The organism is Shewanella inventionis (assembly GCF_014641855.1).
Classification (GTDB): domain Bacteria; phylum Pseudomonadota; class Gammaproteobacteria; order Enterobacterales; family Shewanellaceae; genus Shewanella; species Shewanella inventionis.
This window is the reverse complement of record NZ_BMII01000022.1, coordinates 34,303-50,694: the sequence shown is the minus strand read 5'-3', so window position 1 is coordinate 50,694 and position 16,392 is coordinate 34,303. Positions and strand designations below refer to the sequence as shown.

At 41.8% G+C, this 16,392-nt stretch carries 17 protein-coding genes; 8 read left to right on the top strand and 9 right to left on the bottom strand.

Annotated features, from left to right (window positions below; all coding sequences use genetic code 11):
* Positions 1 to 109 precede the first annotated feature (109 nt).
* Both IEW93_RS13735 and ylqF read left to right on the top strand, forming a co-directional pair.
* Positions 110 to 949, top strand: a complete 840-nt coding sequence (locus IEW93_RS13735; protein ID WP_188739875.1) for an isopenicillin N synthase family dioxygenase — start codon at positions 110 to 112, stop codon at positions 947 to 949.
* 152 nt (positions 950 to 1,101) lie between these two features.
* On the top strand, positions 1,102 to 2,043 hold the full coding sequence (gene ylqF / locus IEW93_RS13730) for a ribosome biogenesis GTPase YlqF (RefSeq protein ID WP_188739874.1): 942 nt from the start codon (positions 1,102 to 1,104) through the stop codon (positions 2,041 to 2,043).
* A 40-nt stretch (positions 2,044 to 2,083) separates the two neighbouring features.
* On the opposite strand, the gene IEW93_RS13725 is transcribed toward ylqF, so the two are convergent.
* Together IEW93_RS13725 and IEW93_RS13720 are read right to left on the bottom strand one after the other, a co-directional pair.
* Entirely contained in the window at positions 2,084 to 2,578 is a 495-nt protein-coding gene (locus IEW93_RS13725) for a low molecular weight protein-tyrosine-phosphatase (protein ID WP_188739873.1), read from the bottom strand.
* 93 nt (positions 2,579 to 2,671) lie between these two features.
* Positions 2,672 to 3,520 (bottom strand): DNA ligase, encoded by an 849-nt coding sequence (locus tag IEW93_RS13720; protein WP_223418002.1) that lies wholly within the window; start codon positions 3,518 to 3,520, stop codon positions 2,672 to 2,674.
* A gap of 144 nt (positions 3,521 to 3,664) precedes the next feature.
* On the opposite strand from IEW93_RS13720, the gene IEW93_RS13715 reads away from it, so the two are divergent.
* Positions 3,665 to 4,033 (top strand): diacylglycerol kinase, encoded by a 369-nt coding sequence (locus IEW93_RS13715; protein ID WP_188739872.1) that lies wholly within the window; start codon positions 3,665 to 3,667, stop codon positions 4,031 to 4,033.
* Positions 4,034 to 4,379: 346 nt separating this feature from the next.
* Here the strand turns inward: IEW93_RS13715 and hdfR are convergent, their stop codons facing one another.
* Positions 4,380 to 5,240: an HTH-type transcriptional regulator HdfR gene (hdfR, locus tag IEW93_RS13710; RefSeq protein ID WP_188739871.1), complete on the bottom strand. Its 861-nt coding sequence runs from the start codon at positions 5,238 to 5,240 to the stop codon at positions 4,380 to 4,382.
* 108 nt (positions 5,241 to 5,348) lie between these two features.
* Between hdfR and IEW93_RS13705 the strand changes: the two genes are divergently transcribed.
* From IEW93_RS13705 to IEW93_RS13695, 3 genes are all read left to right on the top strand, one after another.
* Positions 5,349 to 5,777, top strand: coding sequence for a MaoP family protein (locus IEW93_RS13705; protein ID WP_188739870.1), 429 nt, complete (start codon positions 5,349 to 5,351; stop codon positions 5,775 to 5,777).
* A gap of 702 nt (positions 5,778 to 6,479) precedes the next feature.
* Complete coding sequence (locus IEW93_RS13700; RefSeq protein ID WP_188739869.1) at positions 6,480 to 7,391, top strand: hypothetical protein; 912 nt, start codon at positions 6,480 to 6,482, stop codon at positions 7,389 to 7,391.
* 136 nt (positions 7,392 to 7,527) lie between these two features.
* Positions 7,528 to 8,553 carry a GGDEF domain-containing protein gene (locus IEW93_RS13695; RefSeq protein WP_188739868.1) on the top strand — a complete coding sequence of 342 codons (1,026 nt, stop codon included), beginning with the start codon at positions 7,528 to 7,530 and terminating at the stop codon, positions 8,551 to 8,553.
* 77 nt (positions 8,554 to 8,630) lie between these two features.
* On the opposite strand, the gene bioD is transcribed toward IEW93_RS13695, so the two are convergent.
* The 4 genes from bioD to bioB are packed head-to-tail and all read right to left on the bottom strand — an operon-like array spanning position 8,631 to position 12,405.
* The gene (gene bioD / locus IEW93_RS13690) at positions 8,631 to 9,368 is read right to left on the bottom strand and encodes a dethiobiotin synthase (RefSeq protein ID WP_188739920.1); all 738 of its coding nucleotides are present in this window, start codon (positions 9,366 to 9,368) and stop codon (positions 8,631 to 8,633) included.
* Positions 9,369 to 9,375: 7 nt separating this feature from the next.
* Positions 9,376 to 10,128, bottom strand: a complete 753-nt coding sequence (locus tag IEW93_RS13685) for a methyltransferase domain-containing protein (RefSeq protein ID WP_229706692.1) — start codon at positions 10,126 to 10,128, stop codon at positions 9,376 to 9,378.
* 33 nt (positions 10,129 to 10,161) lie between these two features.
* Complete coding sequence (locus tag IEW93_RS13680) at positions 10,162 to 11,346, bottom strand: aminotransferase class I/II-fold pyridoxal phosphate-dependent enzyme (protein WP_188739866.1); 1,185 nt, start codon at positions 11,344 to 11,346, stop codon at positions 10,162 to 10,164.
* A gap of 6 nt (positions 11,347 to 11,352) precedes the next feature.
* Entirely contained in the window at positions 11,353 to 12,405 is a 1,053-nt protein-coding gene (gene bioB / locus IEW93_RS13675) for a biotin synthase BioB (RefSeq protein WP_188739865.1), read from the bottom strand.
* Positions 12,406 to 12,519: 114 nt separating this feature from the next.
* On the opposite strand from bioB, the gene bioA reads away from it, so the two are divergent.
* The gene (gene bioA, locus IEW93_RS13670) at positions 12,520 to 13,854 is read left to right on the top strand and encodes an adenosylmethionine--8-amino-7-oxononanoate transaminase (RefSeq protein WP_188739864.1); all 1,335 of its coding nucleotides are present in this window, start codon (positions 12,520 to 12,522) and stop codon (positions 13,852 to 13,854) included.
* A 4-nt stretch (positions 13,855 to 13,858) separates the two neighbouring features.
* Here bioA and IEW93_RS13665 read toward each other — a convergent pair whose 3' ends face one another.
* Positions 13,859 to 14,761 (bottom strand): LysR family transcriptional regulator ArgP, encoded by a 903-nt coding sequence (locus tag IEW93_RS13665; RefSeq protein WP_188739863.1) that lies wholly within the window; start codon positions 14,759 to 14,761, stop codon positions 13,859 to 13,861.
* Between the two features lie 157 nt (positions 14,762 to 14,918).
* On the opposite strand from IEW93_RS13665, the gene IEW93_RS13660 reads away from it, so the two are divergent.
* Positions 14,919 to 15,533: a LysE/ArgO family amino acid transporter gene (locus IEW93_RS13660; protein WP_188739862.1), complete on the top strand. Its 615-nt coding sequence runs from the start codon at positions 14,919 to 14,921 to the stop codon at positions 15,531 to 15,533.
* 121 nt (positions 15,534 to 15,654) lie between these two features.
* On the opposite strand, the gene IEW93_RS13655 is transcribed toward IEW93_RS13660, so the two are convergent.
* On the bottom strand, positions 15,655 to 16,194 hold the full coding sequence (locus IEW93_RS13655; protein ID WP_188739861.1) for an Lrp/AsnC family transcriptional regulator: 540 nt from the start codon (positions 16,192 to 16,194) through the stop codon (positions 15,655 to 15,657).
* Positions 16,195 to 16,392: the final 198 nt, after the last annotated feature.

The following is a 16,392-nucleotide window of genomic DNA, read 5'->3' as shown; positions in this document are numbered from 1 at the left end:
GAACGAATATCGGTTCAACCAATTACATGTGAAAACGAGCAAAGAATTGCGACAAAGTGTGACTAAGGTTAACATTAGCGTGGGTCAACACACTAATAAGAAATATATAATGAAACTTAATACAATTGATTATTTAGCACCAGATAGTGCTGCACGATTTGTCGAGTCACTTCGAGAAACTGGATTTGGGGTATTATCAAACCATCCAATCCAAAAACAACTGGTCGAAGACATTTACAAAGAATGGTACGAGTTCTTCTTGTCAGATGAAAAACATGACTTTTTGTTTAAACCAGAAACACACGATGGATTTTTCCCGGCTTCAATATCAGAAACCGCTAAAGGCAACACAGTCAAAGATATCAAAGAATATTATCATGTGTATCCTTGGGGGCGCATTCCTGACTCACTTAGAGCCAACATCCTCGCTTACTATGATCATGCCAACGCCTTAGCATCAGAGCTATTGGGGTGGATAGAAAAACACACTCCGCCAGAAGTTGCTGCAAAGTATTCAATTCCGCTCCCTGATATGATTGCAGCAAGTCAAAAAACATTATTACGTATTTTACATTACCCTCCAATGAAGGGCGACGAAGAGCTAGGCGCAATCCGCGCAGCCGCTCACGAAGACATTAATTTAATCACCTTATTGCCTGCAGCCAATGAACCTGGATTACAAGTAAAGGCCAAAACGGGTGAATGGATTGATGTACCAAGTGATTTTGGCAGCATCATTATTAATATTGGTGACATGCTCCAAGAAGCTTCAGGGGGCTATTTCCCTTCAACTTCCCATCGGGTAATTAATCCAGAGGGTACCGACAAAACTAAGTCGCGTATTTCTTTGCCATTATTTTTACACCCAAATCCAGAGGTAGTCTTGTCTGAGCGTTATACCGCAGACAGCTACTTGATGGAAAGGCTACGTGAGTTAGGTGTTATTTAAACGTATCGCATTTCAAAAGTACCAAGACTAAGCGCCTCCGGGCGCTTTTTTTATGTTTTTACTGAGCTAACAAGGTACAATATGGCTTTTACATTTCTCGGTAAATATTGATTTTATTTACTTGAGCAGGCATTCGGTTATAAGGCAACATCATGGCAATTCAGTGGTATCCAGGACACATGCACAAAGCACGCAAAGAGATCGAAGAGGCAATGCCTCAGGTCGATCTTGTTATTGAAGTGCTCGATGCTCGCATTCCCTACAGCAGTGAAAACCCAATGGTGTCACAACTTCGTGGCGATAAACCCTGTATTAAACTGCTCAATAAATCTGATTTAGCCGATCCAGCCGTGACAGAGCGATGGATTGAATACCTTGAACGTGAACAAGGGGTTAAGGCTTCAGCAATTACGACTTTACAGCCGGGCATGGTCAAAAATATTCCTGATATTTGCCGTAAACTGGTGCCACATCGTGATGTGATAGAAAAAGACATCCGTACCATGATTATGGGGATCCCAAACGTGGGTAAATCAACCATCATCAACACCCTTGCAGGGCGCACCATTGCCAAAACCGGCAACGAGCCTGCTGTTACTAAAACACAGCAACGGATTAATTTACGTAACGGTATTGTGCTTTCAGACACCCCGGGCATTTTATGGCCAAAAGTCGACAACGAAGCGAGCAGTTATCGCCTAGCGGTTACTGGTGCTATTAAAGACACGGCAATGGAATATGAAGATGTCGCCATGTTTGCCGCTGAATATTTTTTAAAGGCTTATCCTGAAGCCATGCTAGAGCGGTACAAACTCAGTTCATTGCCAGAGACAGATATTGGTTTACTTGAAGCCATCGCAGGCTCTCGTGGTGCACTTCGCCCTGGTGGTCGTATTGATTATCATAAAGTGTCAGAACTGCTTTTACACGATTACCGCTCTGGACGCATCGGACTATTAAGCCTAGAAACACCTGAAATGGCCGAAGCAGAAAAACTGGAAGTGGCGCGACTATTAGCAGAAAAAGAAGCATTAAAACAACAGAAGATTGAACAAGAAAAGTTAAAGCGTTCAGGTAAACGACATAACGATTAACCTTTAACGACCGCTAGAACATTAAAAAAGGGGTAATCATTTACCCCTTTTTAGCCTCTGCAATTTGCTTAGCTAATTTAGCTAAACTGTTTTCAAGTAAATCAATCACTAATTCAAAGCCATCATTGCCACCATAGTAAGGATCGGGCACTTCACTATTTTCATCACCGGCAAACACTAGCATTAAATTAAGCTTATGCTGATATTGCTTAGGGCAGCGCGCGTACAAATCGTGTAAATTGGCATTATCGGCAGCCAGTATCAAATCAAACTCGGTAAAATCACGCTCGGTAATTTGCCTTGCTCTCATTCCACTAAAATCTAAACCACGTTTGCGCCCAGCAGCCATACTGCGACTATCTGGCTCGTTGCCCTGGTGGTATGCTATGGTCCCTGCCGAATCAATCTTTAATGATAAACCATGTAATTTTACTTGCTGTTTAAAAACGGCCTCTGCGGTCGGAGAGCGACAAATATTCCCCATACAGACAAATAAAACAGACGACACATCTGCTAAACGGTGTTTATTGTTCATAAATTCAACCAGATATTTGTATTTGGTATAATCATACTATCAAAAGATAAAGTAAACCGACTAACACATAATGTGCTGTCATCTCGCTAACGTTTATTGAGCTGGACGCTCTCGTAAAAATGTCGCAAACCTTGGCGTTCCTTTTTGAGTAAACCCTGAATATTGGTACGTAATCGTCGCCCCAATGGCGGGAGGCACTTTTCGCTGCTTGTCAGTTAATCCGCTGCCAATATTAAATACAACACCATCTGGGGTTTTAACGGTTAATGCACCCAACAGCCCAAGGTACTTACCTTTACCTTCGGTATACCCAATCACAACCGCTTCGGCGTCATATTTAGGTTTGAGTTTTACGATAAATTGACTGCGACCAACTTGATAAAAGGCCTGCCGATAATGCAACATTAAGCCTTCACCGCCCTCATCAACAACCCTATCGAGCTGATTAAAAAGTGCCGTATTATCTGAAATTGATAACTGACTAATGGCTTGTAAATGCTTAGAGTCAACGTGTTTTACTAACTTTTGCATCGCAATGTATCTTTGCTCAAATGTACCCGGATGCTCTGGCAAATCAAATATCATAAACCTGACAGATTGCCATTCTTGCTCGAGTGTCTGCTCACGTCTGACTAATGCGGATATTTGTTCAAACTGCCCTCTGCCGAGCCACAGCTCTCCCTCAACAGGATAATCAGGAAACCCTTTTATGAATGATATTGGTAAGGCAATATCTCGGCCACTTCTGGTTAACATTTGTTTTCCTGTCCAGTAACCGCGCACGCCATCAAGCTTTTCACTGACCAGATAATCGCTCACCTCAAGATTGGCATCATAATGGCTGGCAAGTTGAATATCGGGTTTGGGCAACACGTCACTATAACTGTAAAGGCTAGTCATCTGTAATAGTGCTAACAGCATAAAACACACTTTGCGTAACATAAGCAATCCTTGCCAATGGCGAAACTATTGTAAAAAAGTAAAGCCTAGTACAACTCAGATAGATATCCATATTTCGCTAAATTAACTGTTTCCATAGCGCAACGATGTTACAATTGAGCCAGAGATAACCAAAAGATAAATATAATGAAACCAACAAATAATCATGGTCTTAAGCGCGTTTTTAGAGCTACTGGGTTTTCAATTAAAGGCTTATTAGCGGCATGGAAAAACGAAACAGCCTTTAGGCAAGAAGCAATATTAGCCCTATTGATGCTGCCAATCGCACTTATCATTGATGTGAGTATGGCAGAGCGTATATTAATGATGATGACATTGATGATTGTCTTAATTGTCGAATTGATCAATTCAGCCATTGAAGCCGTTGTTGACCGGGTTGGCGATGAAATTCATCCATTAAGTGGGCAAGCCAAAGACATTGCCTCAGCGGCTGTGTTTATCAGTTTAGCGCTGTGTGCAATCACCTGGGCAATGATATTAATACCGCTGATTTAACGCCTATAGGTTTAGGGGATAGCGGTATATGATTAAACGTTTGGTGTAAGTGCCTATGGCGGGTTGTCAGACATTAATGAAGCAAAAGCACTTACTCACAACATCATTCACCACATTAGGGCGTATTTATCTGTCAGACAAGCGTAACAGAATGCCGTTTAGCCCGTAGGATCAGTAAATTGATGGCCGTGCGGCTAAAAAACAGCCGCAACCCATCGCTCTGAGGCTAACATGACTCTATGGTGCGTTAAGTAATCTCGACCTAAGGCAACTATGGCCGCAATTATCTGCCTACCAAAACCATTTTTATCTCTCAACATAAAATATAAACAAAGATAAACAGACCCTAAACAGTCTCATGACTTAAGGTTTGAGCTAAAATGGCAATCGTTTTTTCAATATAAACTAGTCGTTCATTTTCTGGCCAATACGCGGCATACACATTACGTGTAATGTTGTTTGCTCCTTTTACCATAAACAAGGTGTTATTGGTTAAATATGGCTTCACGAGCACTTCAGGTAAAAAAGCACACCCCCCATTATTTAATATAAAATCCAATGCCATTCTTGCCGAACTGGTATGCAATACCGGTAACGGCAACATGGTAAATTCTTGTGCATGGGTAATATTAAATGCCGTCCCCCAGTCAACCTTGATATATGGTATTGATGAGGTTTGCGCGAGGTTAAGGTTGTGCTGATCGGCAACCAACACCAAGTTAACTTGCGCTAATTTAACCAGTTCAAGTTTATCGAGTTTGGGTGGGTCAAAACTTATCGCGATATCAAGGCTACGTTCTATTAATTGTCGAGTCATAACCGATGCCGACAACACATCGGTTCGTAATGACACTCCATCTAGCTCCATATGCAATGGTTGCAAGTAGGGCTGCAAATAAGCTTCCCAAATATTCGGGCCTGCAGATACCGTCAATTGAATACTATGCTGTTGATTTAAAATAATATCTTGTTTTGCCCTTTCCCACGCATTTAATACAGCCTCTGCATGACCAAGCATTCGCTCACCTGCCGGTGTTGGCTGAATATTATTGCGTAAACGCTCAAATAACTCGACCCCGAGAATACCTTCTAGCTGCTTAATCCTAAAACTCACTGCGCTGCGGGTTAGGTAAAGATTTTCAGCCGCCTTACCAAAATGACGTGTACGAGAAACCTCTAAGAAGGTTTTTAATAAATCTGTATCCATAAAAATTCTTTACCGTTAAGGACAAAATATTTTGATTTTAAAAATGATAATACTAGCCAATACTCCAGTTGAAAATCTTTATATCTCATAATCTAGAAGGTATTAGCTATGTCTCAGCAATCATTTGTCAATGCTAAACAAGGTATTGAAGCTCACACCAATGGGTCAAGTGACAGTTTCCGCTCTACTAAACGCTTCTATGATGACGCGAATTTTCCCAAAGGATTTAAGCGTTGCGGTGATTTTACCAGTAAGGAAGCTGACTTGCTTGAACAACATGGTCAAGCAATGAAAGATTTAGCTGACGGAAAACAATTACCCTGCAATGTCGACGAAGACCAATTTGTAAAAGTGGCTCAAGGTATTTTACCCGCCTCGACCACAATGGAATTATTGTGGGTTAAATACTGTCGTTTAGCAAAAGGAAAACCCTTTTATGCTGTAGTAGGCACAATTCATGCCCCAGCAAGTGCTAAAATTGAAATTGAATTTGATGACGTTGAAGATGACGCATCTGACACAGATGAATCGGAATAACCCTTATTCAGTCATCAAAAAATGTCATTAATTCAATGACCACTCATGAGTAGAGCCATTAACACGACTCTACTCTTAGGTGCTCAACTCTGCTCTCACCACTAAATACACATACTTTTTCATCACGCCTTGTTTTCGCAATTTAAAACCGTTCCCTTTGGGGACGCGTTTATCTTTCAAGATATATTGCAGTCTATTGTTGCTCGTTCAGAGATGGCTGAGGATTTTTCGTGTCGTTATTCTTCATAAAAAGCCAATAACGTCTTAAAAACGAACAACAAGTACAGCCCGAAATGTTAGGTTAAAAACGCAGTATGCTTTGTTGAGCCAATCTGCTTCAATTACCATCCACTCACACGCCCCGCTTAATCCATTTTATCTCGAACAACATTCACCCAACAAAGGTCAACTTGCCCTTGCTTTATTCTACTGTGGCTTGGTACCAGTTCACACCAACGAAGAAAACATGATTTTATGCAACATTTAGATACAAATACTTCACATCTTGTAGTGACCTGTTAGTATGTGTGCTGAACAGTTTGTGCTCATCTTTGTTTATTTGAATATCAGCCACGACACATTTTAATAACCCCACTTTGGTTATCTGTCGTAACAAAAAAATTCAATCGCAAATACCGCAACTGCATCATATGAAGTCGCATACAAAGTCGCTTTAGAAAAAATAATAAGTGCGGAGTTTCAATGATTAAGTCCATTTTTTATATTGTCATAATGCTGTTGTGCACACAAAGCGCAAACGCTTCGAATATCGACAATAGTGATCCTATGTCCATTATGGACACGTTCTCCCTGGATTTTGGGGTGTTTTACGCTAACTCAGATTCAAATATGGCCGTCACTAACCCTAAAACAGGCGGCACGTTTCCCATAGATTTTGAAGACACGTTACTACTAGCTGAAGAACAGTACCTTCCGTACTTTGAGCTAACCTACACATTCAATCAACGTCATCATTTTTACATCGACTGGAAATCTTTAGATCGCCAAGCAGATAACAACCATGTAAACGAGGATTTTATCCTCGAAGACATTGATGGCAAAGATTACTTAATCGAGGTGGGAACCAAACTCGATACCGAACTCAATATTGATATTTTACGACTGGGATATGGTTATGATGTTTGGCAAGGCACTGATTATGCTGTTGGTATTTCTATCGGTTTTCATACCATGTTTATTGAAGCCGTTTTTAAAGGCACAATAGGCACTTGTATCCCAGACTCTTCTTTAACTAGCTTGTGCAGTAATGTGGTCGCAACACCCGAGGTTGTTGATGACACGCTTACGGCTCCATTGCCTAATATCGGTATTTATGGTTCTTATGAATTGTATCATGGATGGACTTTTTCAGCGTATGCGCAGTATTTTTCAGTCGCTTATGATGATGTTGATGGTTCGCTAATCGATGTTCGATTAGGAATTGAAACTCAATGCTCTGAGAACTGGTCACTAAAACTGGCTTATAATTACTATGATGTTGATATCACAATAGAAAAACAACGGAAAATGAACAACAATGTACTAAAAACATTCGATCATAACATCAATTACAGCTTTACTGGCCCTCTGTTTGCTGTGTCATATCGTTTTTAGTTTGCTAACAATATCCTCTTCATAATCCCATTGATATGCTCTTTTGTGATCAGTAAAATGATAATGTATTGCTATAATCTCTATCATACTCAATAACCTTACCAGTCTTTTCATCGCGCTATGCATGAGGTACTTAATGCCTAACACCTTATTACAAACTGCTGCTGCTAATTTGAAAAAAGCAGTGCCACTAATGCTTAAGTACAAAATCCCAACAACACCCACCAATTATGCGCTTTGGTATGCCTATGTTGGTGAACAAAATCCATTGTTGAACCAAGATCTCGACACCGCAATAAAGCAAAATCAAACCTGTTCCCCTGTTACCAGTGAGTTACTTTATAGAAAACATGTAAGCGATCCTGTTGAGCTCGATGTACGCGAAATGCGTAAAAATCTTGATGCCATGGTTTGCGAGCTATCACAATCACTACGGGATACTAATTTAGATACTGAGACCTTCCAGTCTCAAATTGACAAAGATTTTAAAAAATTAAGCGACCTGGAAACCAAAGGGTTTTCACTTGAGCAAGTGATTGGGGTTGTGAGAAGTATTGTTAAAGAGTCATCAAATATACGATCTAGTACAGTGAGCTTTACCGAACAATTACAAAAAGCACAATCTGAAATTGATACACTAAAAACGCGATTAGCAGCATCTGAAAAAGACATGTTATTTGATGCCTTAACAAATGTATTAAACAGGCGCGCATTTAACCATGATATTGAAGCACAGATTGATTTATCGCCTACTGGTACATGTTTGATTTTAATTGATATTGACCACTTTAAATCCTTTAACGACACTTTTGGTCATCAATTGGGTGATTTGGTATTAAAAACAGTAGCTAAACGTATCCAAGAAGCGTGTCGTGATGGTATAAAACTCTATCGTTTTGGCGGAGAAGAGTTTGCCATAATCGTGCCTAGCAGCCAATTAAGAGTGGCAAGGCAACTGGCTGAAGCGATCCGCAGAGCCATAGAAAAACTCAGCGTAAAAGACCGTCGTAGCGATAAAGTGATTGACTCAATAACAGCCTCATTTGGTGTGGCAGAATGGAAACCAAAACAAAATGTGGCCCAGTTAATTGAAGCAACTGACAAATTATTATATGAGGCAAAACGCCTTGGCCGTAACCGAGTGATGCCAATAGCCAGTTAAGTTAATTGGCCAAAAAACCATAAAACTCAACCTTGAGATGAATAAACCTTCATCCGGTTGAGTTTTTTATTAACTCATTATTCCGACATTGGTAATTGCACATAAGCCACCGCATTGTCGGCCGTCGGATTTGCAAGATGTGGCACATAGCCTAAAAATGGCGCTTGCATCATGTGTTGTAAACTTTGCAAGTTTTCATCAATAAACGCCATGTCGGCATCAACCTGATTGGCCACCCAACCAGCAATACTCAAACCATCGGCTAGCAGCGCCTCTTGCGTTAACAACGCATGATTTAAGCAGCCAAGTTTCATACCCACAACCAGAACGACTTCAATTTTAGTGTTTTTCGTTACAGCATGACTTAACTGAACACTATTGCCATAAGTGGATGTCTCTTGTTGAAGCTGAGTCTGCAATAACTTAACCGTGTCAGATAAATACTCGCCATTACATAACGGTAAACGCCAACCACCAGCACCTTCAATTAAGGCAAAGTCAGCATTAACCATTGCCGGGTGAAACATCGCATCAAATACACCTTGTGCACTTAACGCAGCATTGACCTGCAATGCTGCAATATGCGGTGCAATTGCGGGTTCAAAACTAATTGGATTAATCTCTTGATACGCTAAGCCCATGTTTGATTGCGCCATTAACATCAATGCATCACGGTTGCGCAACCCATCGTCAGTCATTTCACAACCTGAGGCAATAGGTTTAAAACCGCATTTATGCCCTTGTGCTTTGGCCAGCAATGCCGCAGATATTAAGGTTTTGCCGCTATCGGTGTCGGTGCCAGTGACAAAATACAGCATACTTTTAGCCCCGTTTAGCGCGAATAAACGCGATTTGATATGTTAAAGGAATGCCTTTTTCTGTGCGCAGCCTCTCGGCTAATTCAACACGTTGTTGCCATTGCTGCTTGTTTAGCACTGTCCGGTTTGGGTTATGCTGAGCAAATGACGCTCCTACCCCTTTAATGGAGTACAGCAAGCTACGTAAATCATCAAAATAGACTTGAATGCATTCAAGTTTGATATCAATACTTTGCCATGTATTATTTTGAGTTTGCGATGACATAAATGCTTGTTTTAACGCCGAAACGGAATTGAATTGATTGACATGAAAACCTAAGGTTTTCAACTCGGCTAAACTGCCATCGGCAACAATACTCACATGACACTCGCCATTTGGGCGTAACACTCTGTGCAACTCACAACATGCTTGAGGTAAATTTGGGCACCACTGTAAGGCTAAATTAGAATAAATACTGTCGACAGACTCGGCTTGTAACCCTAAAGCCTGAGCATCACTGCACAGAGGCAAATACTCTGTAAATTGTTGAGTTAGCTCAGTTAACATGCCATGGGCGATGTCGACTGCCACGACTTGATTAACCGCAGTCAATGCTGAAAAATCTGTACCAGGCCCAGCACCTATATCCAATAATGTGCCGTTTAAATTCGCTTGTTTTAATAATTGCTGTGCACTTAAACGTTGCAATACATCATGTTGTTTATATTGGCGTGCAGCGCTTGAAAACTTATTGGCCAGTGGATTATCTAACGTCATGAGGTTTCTCATCGATCCAAATAAATGTCGTTACTATGTGGGTAACGTCGCTGATGTGTTTGTATCAACATCAGAATGATTAAGCGCTAATGCAACGGCAGCCACCAAGGCACGAATGTCGTCAGGCTGATGCAGAGCATTAAGGGTGATCCGTAACCGGGCCTGCCCTTTAGGCACTGTAGGCGAGCGTATTGCTCCCACCAAAAAACCTTGCTGAATTAACTGTTTGGCAATGGTAACAACACGCTGATTGTCTCCAACTATAATGGGCTGGATAGCCGTTAACGATTCAGTTAACGGTAATTGATTTTGTGTAGCGACCTGTCTAAACAGCGCGATATTGGCTAACAATTGGGTTAACAATTGCGGGTGCGAATGCTGCCAATTAATCGCCGCTAACGCCAAATGGGCATTAGCAGGAGATAACGCCGTTGAGTAAATGTATTCCCGCGTTGTCGCCACCAAATAATCAATCACGTTTTGAGAGGCTAAAATGGCCGCGCCCTGGCAACCTAATGCTTTGCCAAAGGTCACCACTTGAATATCGACCTTGTCTGCGTTAACCAAGTCTCTGGGTAACACACCAAAGCCATGAGCATCATCAACAATCAACCAACCGTGATGCTCGCGACATAAATTTGAAAGTTCAGCAATGGGGGCGATATCACCGTCCATACTGAATACGCTTTCTGTGACCACTGCGCAGTTGGGATGGTGTTCAATAACACGCGCTGCACTGCTAAGATCATTATGTAAAAAACGGCTAATTTTGCATTGGCTGTCTTTTAAGCCATCAATCACAGACGCATGGACTAACTTGTCTGCAATCACTGTGTCATTGGCATTAAATAGGGTTTTCATCAGCGCGCTGTTTGCACTAAAGCCAGAACTGAATAGCATACACGCCTGATGGCCTGTTAATTCACACAAGCGCTGTTCAAGCTGTTGATGTGCAACACTGTAACCACTGACTAATGGCGAGGCTCTACTGCCTACGCCGTATGTTTGCGCCCCTTGGTAAAGGGCTTTAGCTAACGCAGGTTCTTGCGATAACCCTAAGTAATCATTGTGGCTAAAATCAATAACCTTGGCTTGCGATACAAGCCCATTAACCTGCCTTTGACGCAAAAGACCCGTCGTGTGTAATTGCTCAAGGGTAGTATTTATCCGCTGAGCGAGTGGATGGTTATCCGTTACTGACAGATCTGATTTTGCCATGGCTAATTACAGTGCCGCGGCATCGTAAAACTGCTTTGTCGACTTATCTTGCTTAGCACTGGCTTTAGCAAGTAATGCACTGTCGGACTCAATATTGGCTTGTGGGCCTTGCTCTGGGTGTAAGCCCAAACGACGGAACAGACTCATGTCATCGTTTTCTTCTGGGTTTGGTGTAGTCAGTAACTTACAGCCATAGAAAATAGAGTTTGCACCAGCAAAGAAACACATTGATTGCAGTTCATCGCTCATGTTTTCACGCCCGGCGGATAAACGCACCCGCGACTTAGGCATCAAAATACGCGCAACGGCAATAGTGCGCACAAATTCAAGTGGGTCGAGATCATCTAACTTTTCAAATGGTGTACCCGCCACTTTAACTAACATGTTGATAGGCACTGAATCTGGATGGTGCTCTAAATTGGCTAACTGTTGCAGCAAACCGGCACGGTCAGTGGCTTGCTCGCCCATACCCACTATACCACCAGAGCATACTTTCATGCCTGAGGCGCGTACGTTCGATAAGGTATCTAAGCGGCTTTGATAGGTACGGGTAGTAATCACATCGCCATAGTATTCAGGCGAAGTATCAAGGTTATGGTTGTAATAATCTAAACCCGCATCAGCAAGTTGCTCAGCTTGCTCAGATGACAACATGCCTAAGGTCATGCACGTTTCCATGCCTAACGCGCGCACATCTTTGACCATTTGAGTTAAATACGGCATGTCTTTATCGCGTGGGTTTCGCCAAGCGGCGCCCATACAAAAACGCGATGCGCCAGCAGCTTTTGCACTTTTAGCCTCTGTTAATACTTTTTCAATTTCAAGTAGACGTTCTTTTTCAAGCCCAGTGTCATAACGCGCGCTTTGAGGGCAATATTTACAATCCTCAGGGCATGCACCGGTTTTAATCGACAAAAGACGACTGATCTGCACTTCGTTAGGGTCAAACGTTTCACGATGAATACTGTGGGCTTTAAACAATAAATCATTCATCGGCAATGCAAACAATGCTTCGATTTCTGCTTTTTGCCAATCGTGACGAACTTCAGCTAACGACATGGATCTTTCCTTTATTTTGATTTTATGTTGGCTAGGATACCCTGAGCCCGTAAACTGTCAACGCAGCGAACACCTCATACTTTACAAGTGATTAAAAAAAGAGCACCCATAATTATGGCACTTTCAGACACAAACACCACTATCGATTATGCTTTTGATGCACAGCATATTTGGCACCCCTATACCTCTATGACCCAGGCGCTGCCTGTATATGGTGTGGTTTCTGCTCAAGGTTGCGAGCTGACGTTAGACAGTGGTGAAGTGTTAATTGATGGCACCAGTTCTTGGTGGTCATGTGTGCATGGTTACAGTCATCCGACCATTTTAGCGGCCATGCAGCAGCAACTGTTAAGCCTAAGCCATGTGATGTTTGGTGGCATCACCCACCAGCCCGCTATTGAGGTTTCAAAACGCCTAGTGCAAATGACCAGCGCCAATTTAACCAAAGTATTCTTGGCCGACTCAGGCTCTATTGCCGTTGAGGTGGCCCTAAAAATGGCGTTGCAGTATTGGCAAGGCCGCAATAAGCCACATAAACAGCGAATTATGACGGTAAAAAGTGGTTATCACGGCGACACCTTTGCCGCCATGAGCGTGTGCGATCCAGACGGCGGCATGCACACTATGTTTGGCAATAATGTCACTAAACAGGTGTTTATTCCCGCACCCACATCGAAGTTTGAAGAACCCCTCAATCAAACCGATATAGATGCATTGGAAAATGCATTCAACCAACATCATCAGGATATTGCCGCGGTGATCATTGAGCCTATCATGCAAGGTGCTGGCGCAATGCGTTTTTACTCGCCAGCCTATTTAACTAAGCTGCGAGCCTTATGCGATGAATACCAAGTGCTGCTGATTTTAGATGAAATTGCCACCGGTTTTGGCCGCACCGGAACCTGTTTTGCTTATGAGCACGCTAATATTGAAGCGGATATTTTATGTGTTGGTAAGGCACTGACTGGCGGTTACATCAGTTTAGCCGCCACCCTGTGCAGTGACGAAGTCGCCAATGGCATTAGCGACTCACCCGCTGGCGTATTTATGCATGGCCCAACCTTTATGGGTAATCCATTAGCTTGCGCTGCAGCCACTGCCAGTTTAGATTTATTGCTTAAAGGTAACTGGCAACAACAAGTCAGCACCATTGAAGCCCAACTTAAACAAGAGCTTGCCAGTGCCATTGATTTAGCCCAAGTTAACGATGTACGCGTATTGGGCGCCGTTGGGGTATTAGAAATGCACAGCCCAGTCAACACGGCTGATTTACAAAAAGCCTTTGTCGACTTAGGGGTTTGGGTAAGACCTTTTAGCCGCTATATCTATATTATGCCGCCATACACCATTAGTTCAGCACAGTTAAGCCAGTTAACGTCAGCCATGTTGGCCGTTGCAGGCTCTATTGTCCCTTCAAAAAGCAATCACACTTTGATCAGTCATGGGTAACCCACTACACGCCCTGATCTAATTCTGATTGAGCATGGGCGATAATGGCGTCTGAAATATCTTTATAGACACCTTTAAGTAAAATCCAATGGTGCCAGTAGAGCGTTTCAGTAATGATATGCTCTTTGCAGATGTGCACTAATTCACCTGATGCCAGTTCTGATTTAATTTGTGTTTTTGGTACTAAACAATAGGCTGCACCTTGTTTCGCCATAGTCACAAAGGCTTCAGATGAGCGCACTGTGTGTAATGGGTACTCACCTTGTGTTAAACCAAAATGCTGTTGAATGTATCTTGTGTGCATATTGTCTTTATGATCAAAAGCAATACCTGGGGCTTTTTTAAGACTATTTGCGCTAATTCCGTTTGGAAAATAATTACTCCTAAACTCTGGTGATGCAACAAGCAAGTAATCTACGCAGCCTAGCCGAGTTAATTGACACCCTTTAATGGCGGTTGATTGCAGAGAAATTGCCCCAAAAGCTTGACCGTCTTTAACACGATTTATGGTGTGTTCTTCACCATCAATGAGCAAATTGACCTCAACTAGATGTGACTTAATCACTGGAGCAATGGCAGGGATAAGCCAGGTCGCCAAAGTATCGGCATTACTTGCGATATGTAAGGTTAACGGGGTTTGTGGTGAATTAGGCATGGCACTTGGGAGTAAATCTGCCTCAAGTTGCACGACTTGGTAATAATGTTTTAATAGCTGCTTACCTAGGTCCGTCGCGTGAATGGGCTGGCTTCTTATCAGCACAGGCTGAGCAAACTGCTGTTCAAGCTGTTTAATACGCTGTGACACTGCCGATTGCGATAAACACAATACTTCTGCTGCGCGTTCAAAACTTTGCTCTTTTATAACACAGCTCAATGCGAGCAATAATTTGTAATCGAGTTTACTCACAACAACCTACCCTTTAGCAATATTGGCCATTATGGAAACGGCTAAATATTGGTATTACATTAATTATTCTTATGCTTAAGAAAATATATTAATTTAACTTATAAAACAAATCCTGCTACTTTAGCGACCTCTAACAATACAGGCAACTTATACTCTCATGGCTACTTCTGCATTATTTCAAGGGCTTATTCTCGGATTGGGAATGATTATTCCAATTGGTGCACAAAACTCATACATATTGAGCCAAGGCATCAAGCGCAATCATCATTTTTTAGCCGCCACCATATGTATGTTGTGTGATGTGTTATTGATTGGACTTGGTATTTTTGGCGGAGGAAAATTAATCGCCAGTAGCGATTGGTTAATGCTTATTATTGGTTGGGGCGGTGTATCATTTTTAGTGGTCTACGCCATGATGTCGTTTAAAAATGTCATCACCAATCAATATACCATTACATCGCACGTTGCAGCGGCCAACAGTCGTAAAAAAATTATCGGTACCACCTTTGCTGTCACCCTATTAAACCCTCATGTTTATTTAGATACGGTTATGATTTTAGGCAGTGTGGGTGGCACTTTTGAAGGCAACGAAAAATGGGCATTTGCGATGGGTACCATGTTGGCATCAATTCTCTGGTTTTATACCATTGCCTTTGGTGCTGCTAAGCTGGCGCCTTGGCTTGGAACGCCTAATGTACAGCGTTTAATCGACAGTCTAGTTGGCGCGATTATGCTAATTGTGGCTTACTCGTTGTTGACCACCTTACTTTAGAATACAACGTGCGGCCCTACTAATGACAACCTTGAGCTAACCTGTTCCTAGGGATAACTAATTAATTCATATTAATTAAAATCAAAACGTTACCTCGAACTCAGGTTAGTTAGCAGTTAATCTAAAGATTCACTCTTTCGGACATCCGCTCTTTGTCAAAATTATCGTCATCTAACCATTTCAACTTTGATAATGGATACCCTAAAAACCATTTAGCTCGCTCAAGTACAATTCGAGTATTAATGCGTTTGATTTTTAAATCCGCTTGATCGCTCAACTCTGAGCAAATTTGATTTAATGCCTTAATATTAGGAAAACAGCTAAGCGAAATATAATCCACATCACCACTTAACTGCATGCAGTCCATTATCTCTGGAATATCATTAATCCGATTAACAAAACGACGCCGAGCCGGTGCGCTATTATCTTCTAAGGTAAATTCAATGTAAGCCAGCACATGTTCACACAGCTGATCCAGATTGATATCGGCATGTAAATTACGAAAGTAACCCGCTTCTTTTAATGCTTTAACTCGTTGAAAGCAGGCACTGGGCGATAAGTTCACTTTTTCAGCTAATTCAATATTGGTAACCGACCCTTCTAAGTGCAATGTGGATAATATTTTTTTATTGTAACTGTCAATCTTCAATTTCTTCTTCATTGGCTCTATCCACTGGTTTAATGCAGCTTTCTATATTGAATCATCGTTAGTTAATTTGCAAAAACAAGGTGATTTTGTGCAAAACCGCTACAAAATTTTCGAATTTAGCCCTAATTACAAAATATTATTTTGCAAACAAAGTCCCAAAATGACTGTAGGTAATTTATTTAACAAATTGATTACGATTAAATACGACTA